This is a genomic window from Actinokineospora sp. NBRC 105648, assembly GCF_030269645.1.
Lineage (GTDB): Bacteria > Actinomycetota > Actinomycetes > Mycobacteriales > Pseudonocardiaceae > Actinokineospora.
This window is the reverse complement of the sequence record NZ_BSTR01000036.1, coordinates 67,723-81,365: the sequence shown is the minus strand read 5'-3', so window position 1 is coordinate 81,365 and position 13,643 is coordinate 67,723. Positions and strand designations below refer to the sequence as shown.

Annotated in this window: 11 protein-coding genes; 6 read left to right on the top strand and 5 right to left on the bottom strand. The window is 72.3% G+C overall.

Features of this window, described 5'->3' with window-relative positions:
• Positions 1–301 precede the first annotated feature (301 nt).
• The 4 genes from QSK30_RS26385 to lepB form a co-directional block, all read right to left on the bottom strand.
• On the bottom strand, positions 302–3,676 hold the full coding sequence (locus QSK30_RS26385) for a pyruvate carboxylase (RefSeq protein ID WP_285506758.1): 3,375 nt from the start codon (positions 3,674–3,676) through the stop codon (positions 302–304).
• A 184-nt stretch (positions 3,677–3,860) separates the two neighbouring features.
• Positions 3,861–4,997, bottom strand: coding sequence for a discoidin domain-containing protein (locus tag QSK30_RS26380; RefSeq protein ID WP_285506757.1), 1,137 nt, complete (start codon positions 4,995–4,997; stop codon positions 3,861–3,863).
• Positions 4,998–5,193: 196 nt separating this feature from the next.
• Positions 5,194–6,375, bottom strand: coding sequence for a S8 family peptidase (locus QSK30_RS26375; protein ID WP_285506755.1), 1,182 nt, complete (start codon positions 6,373–6,375; stop codon positions 5,194–5,196).
• A gap of 91 nt (positions 6,376–6,466) precedes the next feature.
• A complete protein-coding gene (lepB, locus tag QSK30_RS26370; protein WP_285506753.1) occupies positions 6,467–7,012 on the bottom strand; it encodes a signal peptidase I in 546 nt (181 codons plus the stop codon).
• Between the two features lie 285 nt (positions 7,013–7,297).
• Between lepB and QSK30_RS26365 the strand changes: the two genes are divergently transcribed.
• The 5 genes from QSK30_RS26365 (at position 7,298) to QSK30_RS26345 (ending at position 11,077) form a co-directional block, all read left to right on the top strand.
• Entirely contained in the window at positions 7,298–7,858 is a 561-nt protein-coding gene (locus QSK30_RS26365) for a DUF6230 family protein (protein WP_352231623.1), read from the top strand.
• Between the two features lie 61 nt (positions 7,859–7,919).
• Positions 7,920–8,447 (top strand): DUF6114 domain-containing protein, encoded by a 528-nt coding sequence (locus tag QSK30_RS26360; RefSeq protein ID WP_285506767.1) that lies wholly within the window; start codon positions 7,920–7,922, stop codon positions 8,445–8,447.
• Positions 8,444–8,698 (top strand): hypothetical protein, encoded by a 255-nt coding sequence (locus QSK30_RS26355; RefSeq protein WP_285506750.1) that lies wholly within the window; start codon positions 8,444–8,446, stop codon positions 8,696–8,698. Before QSK30_RS26360 ends, QSK30_RS26355 begins: the two co-directional genes overlap by 4 nt.
• 295 nt (positions 8,699–8,993) lie before the next feature.
• On the top strand, positions 8,994–9,443 hold the full coding sequence (locus QSK30_RS26350) for a DUF6230 family protein (protein ID WP_285506748.1): 450 nt from the start codon (positions 8,994–8,996) through the stop codon (positions 9,441–9,443).
• A 71-nt stretch (positions 9,444–9,514) separates the two neighbouring features.
• A complete protein-coding gene (locus tag QSK30_RS26345; RefSeq protein WP_285506746.1) occupies positions 9,515–11,077 on the top strand; it encodes a coiled-coil domain-containing protein in 1,563 nt (520 codons plus the stop codon).
• A gap of 450 nt (positions 11,078–11,527) precedes the next feature.
• Here the strand turns inward: QSK30_RS26345 and rpmB are convergent, their stop codons facing one another.
• Positions 11,528–11,719: a 50S ribosomal protein L28 gene (rpmB, locus tag QSK30_RS26340; RefSeq protein ID WP_018682090.1), complete on the bottom strand. Its 192-nt coding sequence runs from the start codon at positions 11,717–11,719 to the stop codon at positions 11,528–11,530.
• Between the two features lie 188 nt (positions 11,720–11,907).
• On the opposite strand from rpmB, the gene QSK30_RS26335 reads away from it, so the two are divergent.
• Positions 11,908–13,593: a DAK2 domain-containing protein gene (locus QSK30_RS26335; RefSeq protein WP_285506745.1), complete on the top strand. Its 1,686-nt coding sequence runs from the start codon at positions 11,908–11,910 to the stop codon at positions 13,591–13,593.
• The last annotated feature ends 50 nt before the right edge of the window (positions 13,594–13,643 follow it).

Sequence of the window (13,643 nt, the reverse complement as noted above, 5' to 3'; positions counted from 1 at the left end):
GCCCCTAGGCGACCGCGTGGGGAAAAAGCGTGGGGAGAAGGGCATCCCCACCACAGGTCAAGTTTAGCGGTCGCCTCCCCCCACACGAAGGCAGTCCACCCAATCGAGCACAAACGTAACGGGACTTGCGTACCAGCGGGGCTGGGATCCTGTCGCCTTCCAGCGGGCGCGGGATCCCTTTGCTTCCAAGGTCCGACACGCGCACGGTGGACTTCGCCGCGCCCGACGGAAAGGCGTGCGGGGCCGCTTCCCGGAGGAGGCGGCCCCGCACGGTCTGGCTGGGGATCTAGCTGAGCACGGTCTAGCTGAGCACGACCAGCAGGTCGCCGCCCTCCACCTGTTGCACCGAGCCGATCGCGAGCCTGGTCACCGTGCCCGACTTCGGGGCGGTGATCGCGGCCTCCATCTTCATCGCCTCGATGGTGGCCACCGTGGCGCCCGCCTCGACCGTGTCACCTTCGGCGACCGCGAGGGTGACGACGCCCGCGAACGGGGCGGCGACGTGGTTGGCGTTGCCGCGGTCGGCCTTCTCGGCGACCGGTAGGTCGGAGGCGACCGAGCGGTCGCGGACCTGGATCGGGCGCAGTTGGCCGTTGAGGGTGGCCAGCACGGTGCGGACGCCGCGCTCGTCGGGGTCGCCGATGGCTTCCAGCTCGATCAGCAGGGTGACGCCGCGCTCGAGTGAGACCGCGTACTCCTTGCCCTGCTCCAGGCCGTAGAAGAAGTCCTTGCTGGCCAGCACGCTGGTGTCGCCGAACTGGTCGCGGTGGGCCTGGAACTCCTTGGTGGGCCCGGCGAACAGCAGCCGGTTGAGGGTGCCGCGGCGGGTGGACTCCAGGCCCTCGTGGTCGGCCTCGGTCAGCTCGGCCACGCCCTTGGGGGCCGCGCGGCCCTTGAGCGCCTTGCTGCGGAAGGGTTCCGGCCAGCCGCCCGCCGGGTCGCCCAGTTCGCCGTGCAGGAAGCCGATCACCGAGTCCGGGATGTCGAAGCGGCCCGGGTCGGCCTCGAAGTCCTTCGGGTCCACCCCGGCGCCGACCAGGTGCAGGGCCAGGTCGCCGACGACCTTGGACGACGGGGTGACCTTGACCAGCCTGCCGAGCATCCGGTCGGCGGCGGCGTACATGGTCTCGATGTCCTCGAACCGGTCGCCCAGGCCCAGGGCCACCGCCTGGGTGCGCAGGTTGGACAGCTGGCCGCCGGGGATCTCGTGGGTATACACCCGCCCGGTCGGCGCGGGCAGGCCCGCCTCGAACGGCCGGTACACGCGCCGCACGGTCTCCCAGTACGGTTCCAGGTCGGCCACGGCCTGCAGGGACAGCCCGGTCTCGCGGTCGGTGTGGTCGGTGGCGGCCACGATCGCCGAGAGCGAGGGCTGCGAGGTGGTGCCCGACATCGACGCGGTCGCGCCGTCCACGGCGTCCACACCGGACTGGATCGCCGCCAGGTAGGTGGCCAGCTGGCCACCGGCGGTGTCGTGGGTGTGCAGGTGCACCGGGAGGTCGAACTCCTTGCGCAGCGCGGTGATCAGCCGTGCGGCGGCCGGCGGGCGCAGCAGGCCCGCCATGTCCTTCACCGCGAGCACGTGCGCGCCCGCGCCGACGATCTGCTCGGCCAGCTTGAGGTAGTAGTCGAGCGTGTAGAGCTGCTCGCCCGGGTCCGACAGGTCGGCGGTGTAGCAGAGGGCGACCTCGGCGATCGCCGACCCGGTCTCGCGCACGGCCTCGATCGCCGGGCGCATCTGCTCGACGTCGTTGAGCGCGTCGAAGATCCGGAAGATGTCGATGCCGGTGGCGGTGGCCTCCTTGACGAAGGCGTCGGTCACCTCGGTCGGGTACGGCGTGTAGCCCACGGTGTTGCGGCCGCGCAGCAGCATCTGCAGGCAGATGTTGGGCACGGTCTCGCGCAGCGCGGCCAGCCGCTCCCACGGGTCCTCGGCCAGGAAGCGCAGCGCCACGTCGTAGGTCGCGCCGCCCCAGCACTCCAGGGAGAACAGCTCCGAGGTGGTGTGCGCCACGTGCGGCGCCACGGCGAGCAGGTCGCGGGTGCGCACCCGGGTGGCCAGCAGCGACTGGTGCGCGTCGCGGAAGGTCGTGTCGGTGACGCCCACCCGCTTGTTCTCGCGCATCCAGCGGGCGAAGCCCTCCGGGCCCAGCTCGACGAGCTTCTGCTTGGTGCCCGCGGGCGGCGCGCCGCTCACGTCGACGGCGGGCAGCTTCTCCCGCGGGTCGATCACCTTCGGCCGCTCGCCGTGCGGCTTGTTGACCGTCACGTCGGCGAGGTAGGTGAGCAGCCGGGTGCCGCGGTCGGCGGAGCTGCGCGAGGTGAGCAGGTGCGGGCGCTGCTCGATGAACGCGGTGGTGACCCGGCCCGCGACGAAGTCCGGGTCGTCCAGGACGGCCTGCAGGAACGGGATGTTGGTGGCCACGCCGCGGATGCGGAACTCGGCGAGCGCGCGCTTGGCCCGGCGCACCGCGGCGCCGAAGTCGCGGCCCCGGCAGGTGAGCTTGACCAGCATCGAGTCGAAGTGCGCGCTGACCTCCGCGCCGGCCGCGGTGCCGCCGTCGAGGCGGATGCCGCTGCCGCCCGGGGAGCGGTAGGCGCTGATCATGCCGGTGTCCGGGCGGAACCCGTTGGCGGGGTCCTCGGTGGTGATCCGGCACTGCAGGGCGGCGCCGCGCACGTAGATGTCGTCCTGGGTCAGGCCCAGGTCGTCGAGGGTCTCCCCGGCGGCGATGCGCAGCTGCGACTGCACCAGGTCGACGTCGGTGACCTCCTCGGTGACCGTGTGCTCGACCTGGATGCGCGGGTTCATCTCGATGAAGACGTGGTTGCCGCGGGTGTCGAGCAGGAACTCGACGGTGCCCGCGTTCTTGTAGCCGATGTGCCGGGCGAAGGCCACCGCGTCGGCGCAGATCTTGTCGCGCAGCTCCGTCGGCAGGTTCGGCGCGGGCGCGATCTCGATCACCTTCTGGTGGCGGCGCTGCAGCGAGCAGTCGCGCTCGTAGAGGTGGATCACGTTGCCCACGCCGTCGGCGAGGATCTGCACCTCGATGTGCCGCGGGTCGAGCACGGCCTGCTCGAGGAAGACGGTGGCGTCGCCGAAGGCCGACTCGGCCTCGCGCATCGCCGCCTCCAGCGACTCGCGCAGCGCCGCGGGCTCCTCGACCCGGCGCATGCCGCGCCCGCCGCCGCCCGCGACGGCCTTGACGAAGATCGGGAAGCCGATGTCCTCGGCGGCGGCCAGCAGGCCGTCGACGTCCTTGGACGGCGGCGTCGAGCGCAGCACCGGCAGCCCGGCCTCGGCGGCCGCGGCGATCGCGCGGGCCTTGTTGCCGGTCAGCTCCAGGATGTCCGGGTCGGGGCCGACGAAGGTGATCCCGGCCTCCGCGCACGCGCGCGAGAGCTCGGGGTTCTCCGAGAGGAAGCCGTACCCCGGGTAGACCGCGTCCGCCCCCGCCTTCCGGGCGGCCTTGACGATCTCCTCCACCGAGAGGTAGGCGCGCACCGGGTGGCCGGGTTCGCCGATCTCGTAGGCCTCGTCGGCCTTCATCCGGTGCGGCGAGTTGCGGTCCTCGTAGGGGAAGACGGCCACCGTGCCTGCGCCGAGTTCGTACCCGGCTCTAAACGCCCGGATGGCGATCTCGCCTCGGTTGGCGACGAGCACCTTGCGGAACATGCCCGGTTACCTCCTGCTACGTCAGCGTCGGTCGACGGAGATTACCGTGAATGTCTCGCCAGTCGGGAGCGTCGTCCCACGTGACGGGCGCCATCCTGATCGATCCGATTTCTGGGTTTTCCCGCGTCGAGCGCTCGCGCTCGCGCGACCGACGCGCTCGGCCCGTGCGGTGATTAACGAGCGTTCACTCCGCCGGGTGCACCACGATCTCACGCACGGCCGCGCCCGTCGAGCCCTCGGGGGCCACCAGCCGCAGCTGGCCCGCCACCAGACCGCGCGCGGACAGGTCGGTGTACTGCCCGCCCAGCCTGCCGATCGTGCGCCAGCGGCCGGTCTCGTCGCGCAGCTGCACCGGCGCGCCGGGCGCGGTCCCGGCGCTCGCGAGCACCACGATGCGGTCCAATGCCCTGGCCGGACCCACCGTGACCACCAGCGGCCCACCGGTGAGCGGGTAGCCGGTGGTGGCGTCGCCGTCGGTGCACGCGTCGGCCGGGGCGGGCCGCACGGAGAACTCCCGCACCGCCAGCCAGTTGCGCTGGTCCGCCGTCGCGCGCAGCCGCAGGTAACGCAGATCACGCGGCGCCGAGGCGAGATCGGCGGCGACGGTGGGGCGGCCGGGCAGGCTGCGCACCGGTGTCCAGCCCACGCCGTCGACCGAGCCCTCCAGCACCCCGGCGCGCAGGTAGTCGCGTGGCCGGGCCGCGGTGCCCATGGCGACCGCCACGCCCTCGATCGGGCGGACCCGGCCGAGGTCGAGGGTGAGCTGGGTGCCCGCGGTGGGTGCCCCCGCGCTCCAGTAGTAGGTGCCGGTGTCGCCGTCGGCCATCGCGGCGGGCACGTGCCCGTTGTAGGCGCCCGGTGCGCTGGACACGGTCGCGGCGCGGGTGATGCCCAGCGCGCGGTCGGACGCGGTGAGCGCGGCGGTGACGAACTGGGCGTTTGCAGGGTCGACCCGGGCGTCGAGCAGCTCCAGCCGCTCGGCCCAGGCGCGGCGGTGGTCGCCGCGGGCGTGCGCCACGAGCATCCGCACTGCTTGGCGGGCGGGTTCGGCCACCGGTCCCTGCGCCCGCAGCCGGGCGTCGAGGATGGCGGCGGCCTTGCGCAGGTCCGCGCGACCGGCGTAGGCGGCCCAGAACGCGACCACCGCGCCCGTCTCATCGGGCCCGGTGGCCGCGGTGGCGACCGCGAGGTCGGTGTTGTCGGCGCCGGTCACCGGGAGCCGGTCGGGCTCCGGGTCGGCCTGGGCGTGCGGTGCCGCCGCGGCGAGCGCGACGACGACCAGCGGCACGGCGACGCGCAGCCGTCTGCCAGCTGATAGCACGGGTGGGTCCTCTCGGGTGGGCCGTGTCCCGGCGCGGCGGCCCGCCACGGGGGCGGTTCGCCGGAGTCCGACGTGGGTGTGCGGCGTGCGCCCGGCGTTCCCGTACGGCCCCCGGCCGGACGCACGCCGCGGATGCTGCCGGCCCCCGGCGCGGGAAGCCAGGGCCCTCACCCGGACGGCCGTGTCCGGACCGCGGTCAGCCGGCGAACGGTCCGGTGTAGAGGATGCGGTTCGCCGTGTTGGGCGGGAGATTGCAGACCCCGGGGCTCGCGTTGCGCACCAGCGCGGCCTGGACTTGCGCGGGGGTGAACGCCGGGTTGAGCGCGAGCACCAGGGCGGCGGCGCCGGTGGTGTGCGCGGCCGCCAGCGAGGTGCCACTGAGGGTCCGCACACCGTTGTCCGCGTTGTTCCAGGGGCCGGGGATGTTGACCCCCGGGGAGTACAGGTCGACACCCGGGCCGTAGTTGGAGTTGCTCGCGGCGCAGTTGGTCTGGGTGAGGGTGGCCGAGGTGATCGCCTCGGCGACCCGCGCGGGCGAGGTGTTGCCCACCTGGGTGGCCGAGGAGCCCGCCGGGACCGAGTAGGTGATGCCCGCGGCGATCGAGCGGCGCACCGCGTCGTCGAGGGCCTGGCTCGCCGAGCCGCCCAGGCTCATGTTGACCACGGCCAGCGAGCCGCGGGCGTGGGTGGTGATCCAGTCGATACCCGCGATCACGGTCGCGATCGAGCCGCTGCCGTTGTTGTCCAGCACCCGGACCGGGACGATCGTGACCGCCTTGGCCACGCCGTAGACCTTGCCGCCGACCAGCCCGGCCATGAAGGTGCCGTGGCCGTTGCCGTCGTCGGGGTTGTTGTCGTTGTCCACCAGGTCGACGCCGCCGCGCACGCGGGAGGTGAAGTCCTGGTGCGTGGCGCGGACACCGGTGTCGAGCACGTACGCGCTCACCCGGGCGGCGGTGGTGTCGTAGTGGTAGCGCTGGTCCAGCGGGAGCCTGCGCTGATCGATGCGGTCCAGGCCCCAGCCGGGCGGGTTGAGCTGGTCGCCCAGCGCGTGCACCGGGCTGTCGGGGACGACGTAGGCCACGGCCGGGTCGGCGGCGAGCGCGGCGGCCCGGGCCGGGGTGGTGCTGGTGGAGTAGCCGGATAACGCCGCGGTGTACCGGTGCCCGACCGGAGTGCCGTTGCGCTGGGCGACGGCGGTCACCCGGGTGCCCGCCTCGGTCGCACCCGCGCCGTCCTTCAGGACGACCACGTAGCTGGAGATCGGTGCCTGCGCCGCCGCGTGCCCGGGGAGGGCCGCGACCGCCGTCGTGACGCACGCGAGGCCGACGCCCAGGGCGGTCAGTCCGCGCGCTGTCCTGTTCCTGCCGCTTCGCACTGAGATGTCCATACCCTTGTCGGTAGTGGCGCGGACCACTCCGGGCAAGGTTCCCCAATTGCCGGCTCACCAGGTGGGCGTCGTCGGTCCGTCAGCCGCCCAGCGGCCAGACCTTGGTCCAAACGATCCCGCGCACCCGCTCGCGCGGCGCCCAGCCGAAGGTGCGCGAGTCGTCGGAGCCGCTGGGGTTGTCGCCGAGGACGAACAGCATCTTGTTGGGTACCAGCACATCGGCGGAACCGGGCGAGGCGGCGCCGTCGAGACCGCAGCACGCCACCGGTTTGGTGCCCCAGTCGCCCGGGGTGGGGACCACCTCCCAGTCGGTCTGCCCGGCGCGGAGCAGGCGCACGACCGGGCCGGGGTCGATGCGCACCCGGTCGCCCGCCACCGCGATCACCCGTTTGACCACCAGTGGCCCGTTCTCGGTGAACCGCACGGCCACCACGTCGCCGCGGCGGACGTCGCCGGGGCCGTCGAAGGGGCGCAGCAGCAACCGGTCGCCGTCGGCGAAGGTCGGGGACATGCTGCTGCCGGACACCGGCACCGCGAGGATCGCGACGACCACCCCGGCCACGACGACCAGCGCGACGAGTCCACCCGCCGCGACGCCCAGGACCCGCCTCCACCGCACTCGCACGCCGGGCAGGTTACCCCAAGGGAGTAGTTGCGGAAATGTGATCTGAGCACGCAGGGTGACCACCTGCCGGAGTCGTCCATGGCCTCCGATCAGCGCACATTCCGCTGACCATTGAGACCGGTCGCAAGCTTTCTTGGTTTAACTGACGCTGCGTAGCTGTTACGGCGAAGTAACCGTGACCTGCGGTCACCACTGCGTCAATCGGCCCCTTGTCGGCGCGGGGGCGGTTTGCCATCGTGTGCCGACCACCGATCGCGAAACGCTTTCAATACCCCCGAGCGGTCGATGGCGCCACCACCCGAGCAGACGCTGGGTCCCCACGGCCAACTTCTTCGTCTCCGGGCAGCCGTTCACGCTGCGCTCGGACCAGATCAACGGCAGCGGGTTCGCCGCCTTCCTGCACAGCAGGCAGCTCGCCGACGGGCAAACGGCGAAGCGATGGCCCGCGCGGGCTTCCAGTCGGCCAAGCTCGACGGGCTCTGCGCGGCGATTCACCAGACAATCCTGGGCCTGCCCTACACGCTCAAGCTCAACGCGGGTTCCCCGGTGGACGGCACGCCCAACGGCGGCCCGGACGTGATCGACGCCTACAACCTGATCCTGGAGGCGAAGGCGGTGCAGGGCGCGCAGAGCCAGTTCTCCGAGATGGTGCTGGGCAAGACCGCGCACCAGGTGCAGATGGGCGGGCAGCCGCTGGAGGGCGGCACCGTCGGCGCGTTCGGCCTGGAGGCGGGCGTGGTGCAGCTGACCGCGCTCAGCGCGGACGCCAACACGGCCGAGATCAGCGGCAACATCACCCTGCCCAAGCTGAACCTGGTCATCGTGCCGGGCACCGTGAACTGCTGAGGACGGCCATGGCTGTGATCCCGAGACGGTCCCCGAGACCCCCGCGCTCAAGCCCTCCCCGCTGTCGCGGGCAGGCGCGCCCGCCGCTCGCGGGTGGCGGTGGTTCTCCGACTTCCGCCGCACCCGGCCGTTCCCGGGCGGGCTGTGGATGGCGGCAGGCGGCTGGGCGGTCATGTCGCTCACCTTCGCGCCGACCGCGGTCGTGGTGAGCGCGGGCTTCGGCGGGATCTACGGCTACCTGCTGGGCGGCGGGTTGATCCTGTTCGGACTGTGCGCCTGGTTCGCCCCGCGCACCCGGCACCTGGCGGGCTTCCTCGGCGTGCTGTTCGCGGTGGCGTCCCTGGTGGCCTCGAACCTGGGCGGGTTCCTGGTCGGCATGCTGCTGGGCGTGCTCGGCGGCTCGATGACCTTCGGCTGGGGACCGAAACGCGACCGGGTGTCCGATTCGGACGGTGCTGATCCGAACGGTGCCGGTTCGGGCACTGCTGGTTCGGGTGCCGCTGGTTCGGGTGCCGCTGGTTCGGACGGTGTGGAACCCGAGGGCGCCGAAGCGGTCACCGCCGACCCGGCGGGCGCGGGGGCGGCGTGAGGTGGCGGACACCACTGGTGTTCGTGGCGATCCTCGGACTGCTCGTCGGTACCGCGGTGCTGCCCGACCTGGACCACCTCAACGGCGTGTCCTTCCAGGCCGCGCACTACACCTTCCGCGCGCCCACCCTGGAGGACCTCAAGATCACCGACGTCGCCCGGTCGAACTACGCGCTGAGCCTGGGTTCCTCGGGCACCACGCAACTGGGCGGCACCAACGCCGCCGGGCAGCAGATGCAGACAGACCTGTAGGCCGACAACCTCTACGCGTCCAGCCCGCTGCTGCTGTGCGCGCTGCCCGCCGCCTGGCTGCTCGGGCTGGGCGTCTCGCTGAGCGTGCACCTGTGCGACGTGCGGATGGACCTGTACGCGCTCAAGGCTTTCAACCCCACCCCCAGCACCGGCCGGGACAACCCGGTGCGGCTGCCCGGCGCGACGCTCGGCGTCACTAGCAAGGGCGGCTCATGAGGGGCCGCACGCACTGGCTAAGCAGCGCCGCACTCGGCCTGCCCGCGTTGGTGCTCGTGGGAGTCCTCGGCGCGCGCGGGTGGGCAGGCTCGGGTTCGCCCAGGGGCGGATCAACGAGCTGTGCCTGTCGTTCCAGCAGCAGGTGCTGGGGACCTGGTTCACGATCTTCGTGACCGGCGGGGACGGCGACCGGTCCACTTGGGAGGTCCAGACCGAGAACGTCGAACTGGACGTGCTCTCGGCCACCGACGCGCTGGACATGGACGGCGTGGTCAAGATCGGTGTGCCCGGGGAAGATGTGACGACCGTCAAGGACGCGGCGGGTAATGTCATACCGAATCCGCTTCGTGTTCCCGGCGCCGGGAACCGGCTCGGCATCGACGCGGCTTTCGCGGAATTCCGCCAGGTTCAGGGCCAGAGCGCGGTGATGTCGATCCCGCAACCGTTCCGCATACCCAACCTGCACTTGCGCACCGAGCGCGGCCGAACGCAATGCGCGGCGCCGGTCGCGCCACAAGGCAATCCGTGACCGGTCCCAAGCACAGAGAATTAACTACTCCGGCGGGTTCACACCTACGGCGGTCATACTAAAGTGGGGCAATGCCCTCTGGTGACGCCGAGTCCACCGACCGTCTTCCGCACTTCGACACCGTTCTCCGCGGGTACAACCCCCGCCAGGTCAACGAACGGGTCACCCGCCTCACCTACGACCTGCGCCACGCGACCAAGGGTCGCGACGACGCGTCGTCGAAGGTCGCCGAGCTGACCAAGTCGCTCGGCTCGCTCCAGCAGCAGCTGCTGGAGACGACCACCCGCCTCAACCGGATCAGCGCCAACCCCAACAGCACCGAGGGCATGACCGAGCGGGTGCGGTTGATGATGCAGCTGGCCGAGGAGGAGATAGCCGAGTTCAAGCGGCAGGCCGACGAGTACGGCGCCTCCACCCGCTCGGAGGCGGAGGGCTACGGCGCGAACACGCGCAAGGAGGCCGACGGCTACTCGGGCGCCACGCGCACCGCGGCCGACGACTACGCCGCCCAGACCCGGCTCAACGCCGAGGCCTACGCGGGCAAGACGGCCAAGCAGGCCGACGAGGCCGCCACCGGCGTGCGGGCCGAGGCGGACCGCTACGCCGCGGACCTCAAGGGCAAGCACGACAAGATGATCAGCGACCTCGAGGAGCGGCGCAAGCAGCTCGAGGCCGACTACACCCGCAACCACGCCGAGCTCGACGCCGAGTACGAGAGCATGCGCGCGACCCTGGCCGCTGAGCACAAGAAGCTCATGGCCGACGCCCGCGACGAGATCGAACAGCAGGCCAAGGCCAACGAGGCGCGCATCGCGCAGCTCTACGCCGACGCCTCCGGACACCGCGACCAGCTCGACGCCGAGGCCCTGCGGGTCCGTGAACAGCTCGACGCCGAGTCCGCCGAGCGCCGCGCCGCCGCCGAGGAGCAGGCCGACAAGGAGCTCGCGGGCAAGCGCGCCGCCGCCGAGGGCGAGCTGGCCAAGCGCACCGACGAGGCGGAGAAGCACCTGGCCGCCCGCACCGCCGAGGTCGAGCGCAGCCTGGCCGAGCAGACCGCCGCCATCGAGGCCGCCCTGCTCGCCCAGACCGAGGAGACCGAGCAGGCCCTGGCCGACCAGCGGGCCAGCGCCGAGGCCGCGATCAAGACCCAGCGCGACGCCGCCGAGAAGGCCGCCGCCAAGCTGGTCGCCGACGCCGAGAAGCAGAAGGCCGACACCGAGCGCGCCCTCGCCGACCAGCGCGCCAAGTCCGACGCGGACATCAAGGCCAAGCGCGAGACCGCGGAGAAGGCGGCCGCCAAGCTGGTCGCGGACGCGGAGAAGCAGAAGGCCGACACGGAGCGCGCCCTGACCGACCAGCGCACCAAGGCCGACGCCGAGATCACCGCGAAGCGCACCGCGGCGGAGAAGCACGCCGCGGAGGTCGTCGCCGACGCCGAGGCGAAGCTGACGCACGCGACCGACCGGCACGACAAGGCGGACGCGTTCCAGCGGCAGGTGTCCGAGCAGGTGACGAACACGTTCGCGGTGCTGGAGCAGGCGAAGAAGCACTTCGCTGAGGTGCTGGGCGCCGCTGGGGCCGCGGCGGCTCCGGCGGCTCAGTCGAATGGGACGCCCGCGAAGGCTTCTCGGTAGCTATCTGGACAAAGGGGGCATCCCGGTCGGGGTGCCCCCTTTGTGCTTCCTTGTGTTGCCGCCTCGTGTTGCCCGTCGGCGAACGCGGCTTGGGCTGTGGTGCTCGATTGGGTGGACTGCCTTGATGTGGGTCCCCTCGGGCGACCGTCGTGGGAAAGAGGGTGGGGTAGAGGCATCCCACGACCACAGCGAGTTTACGGTCGCCCTTCCCCACATCAAGGCAGTCCACCCAATCGAGCAGGAGGGTGGGGCGCGGCGGGTTCCAGCGGGGTCAGGCAGAGCATGAGCGGTGGGGCTAGGGGGTTCCAGCAGAGTCAGGCAGGACACGGGTAGTGGGGCTGGCGTGTTCCAGCGGGGTCAGGCAGGGCACGAGCAGCGCGTCCGCGCGCACAAAAAAGACCGGCGCTGGTGGGGGTGCCACCAGCGCCGGTCTTGTCAGTCTGTTGTCGCTCAGCCGCGGACGACCTTGCCCGCCTTCAGGCAGGAGGTGCACACGTTGAGGCGCTTGCGCTGTGAGATGCCCAGTCGGGCGTGCACAGTCTGGATGTTCGGGTTCCACCGGCGGTTGGTGCGCCGGTTCGAGTGCGAGACCGACTTGCCGAAGCCTGGCCCCTTGCCACAGACGTCGCACACGGCAGCCACGTCAGACACTCCTTCACAGTGGTGGTGCCCATCGCGGCCACTGTGAGGTGGCGCTGCGTCGGGCGCACATACGAGGGCCCAGGCAGGCCTGGGCGGTCTGCACAGGGTAACGGGTGCCTACCCCCGGCACCAAACCGGGGGCCCGGGCTACCCTCCCCGGAACACCGCTGGGGACGTGGGGAGGGTCTGTGCTGGAGGCGCTGGACGCGGGTGAGGTGCGCCGCTGGGTCGCGGCCTGCGTGCAGTCGCTCGACGCGCACCGGGTGGCCATCGACCGGATCAACGTCTACCCGGTGGCCGACGGTGACACCGGGTCCAACCTGCTCAGCACCCTGCGGTCGGCGCTCGAGGCGTTGTTGCGGGCGCCCGCCGCCGATCGGGTCGGCGCGGGGGACGCGTTCGCGGTGCTGGCCAAGGGCGCGCTCACGGGGGCGCGGGGCAACTCCGGCGTGATCATCTCCCAGGTGCTGCGCGGGATGGCCGAAGCGGTGCGCGGGCAGGCCGAGATCACCGGGCCGGTGTTGCGATCCGCCCTGCGGGAAGGGGCTCGGCTGGCTTCGGCCGCGGTGTCTACGCCGGTTCCGGGCACGATGCTGACCGTCTTGGACGCGGCCGCCGCCGCCGAGGGGCCGGACGGGTTGCACGACGTCGCCAGTTCCGCGGCTCAGGCCGCCGCCGTCGCGCTGGACCACACGCCCGAGCTGCTCGGGGTGCTGGCCGAGGCGGGGGTGGTCGACGCCGGTGGGCGCGGGGTCGTCGTGCTGCTCGACGCGCTGGTCGCCGTGGTCGCCGGGCAGCCCGCCGCGATCGCCGCCGCCGCCCGGGTGCGGGCCGAGGAGCAGAGCGCGGCCGCCCACCACAGTCCCGCCGACCGGAACAGCGCGGCGGACCGGCACAACGCGGCTGAGCACTCGCTGGTGGCCGCGCGGGAGGCCGGGTCCGGGCTCTACGGCTACGAGGTCATGTACCTGCTCACCGACACCGACGAGGCCGCCGTCACCACGCTGCGCCACGCGTTGGACAGGCTGGGTGACTGCGTGTCCGTGGTCGGTGACGGCGGCGACCTGTGGACCGTGCACGTGCACTGCAACGACGTCGGCGCCGCCATCGAGGCCGGGATCGACGCGGGCAGGCCGCGCCGGATCCGGGTCGCCCGGTTCGCCGACGCGGTCCCGGAGTCGCCCGACCGGTTCACCCGGGACCGAGCCGTGGTCGCGCCGGTGCGCGGGGACGAGCTGGCCGAGCTGTTCCTCGCCGAGGGGGTCGCCGTGCTGCGCGTGGGCACCGGGGAGCCCACCGCGTACGAACTGCTGGACGTGATCACCGGCACCGGGGCCGCGCACGTCACCGTCCTGCCCGCCGACACCGGGCTGATGGCGATCGCCGACGAGGCCGCGATCCGCGCGGTGGCCGCCGGGCAGGACGTGGTCGTCGTCCCGTGCGCCTCACCGGTGCAGGCGCTGGCCGCGATCGCGGTGCACGACCCGCGCAGGCGGGCCGCCGACGACGTGGTGGCCATGGCCGAGGCCTCGGCCGCCACCCGGCGGGGTGAGGTCGTGGTGGCGGCGCAGGACGCGATCACCTGGATCGGGCCGTGCGCGGCGGGCGACGTGCTCGGCTTCGCCGACGGCGAGGTGGTCCTGATCGAACCGGGCCCGCCCGGGGAGCAGGCGTACGCGCGCGCGGCCGTCGGGGTCGTCAGGCGGATGCTCGCGGCGGGCGGTGAACTGGTGACCGTCCTTTTGGGCCAAGAGGCGCCGGACGACCTGACCGAGGCGCTCAGCGAGTTCTTGCGCCACGAGCGGCCGGACGCGGACCTGATCGCCTACCGGGGCGGGCAGGCGGACTCGGTGCTGACCTTCGGGCTGGAGTGAGTCACCCTCGGCCTCGCGTGTGTGACTGTCGGTGTGGCCCGACATAATCT

Excerpts from the sequence above, each read along its gene's own strand:
- QSK30_RS26385 (WP_285506758.1), bottom strand. The coding sequence starts at position 3,676 with ATGTTCCGCAAGGTGCTCGTCGCCAACCGAGGCGAGATCGCCATCCGG.
- QSK30_RS26365 (WP_352231623.1), top strand. The coding sequence starts at position 7,298 with ATGGCGCCACCACCCGAGCAGACGCTGGGTCCCCACGGCCAACTTCTT.
- QSK30_RS26345 (WP_285506746.1), top strand. The coding sequence starts at position 9,515 with ATGCCCTCTGGTGACGCCGAGTCCACCGACCGTCTTCCGCACTTCGAC.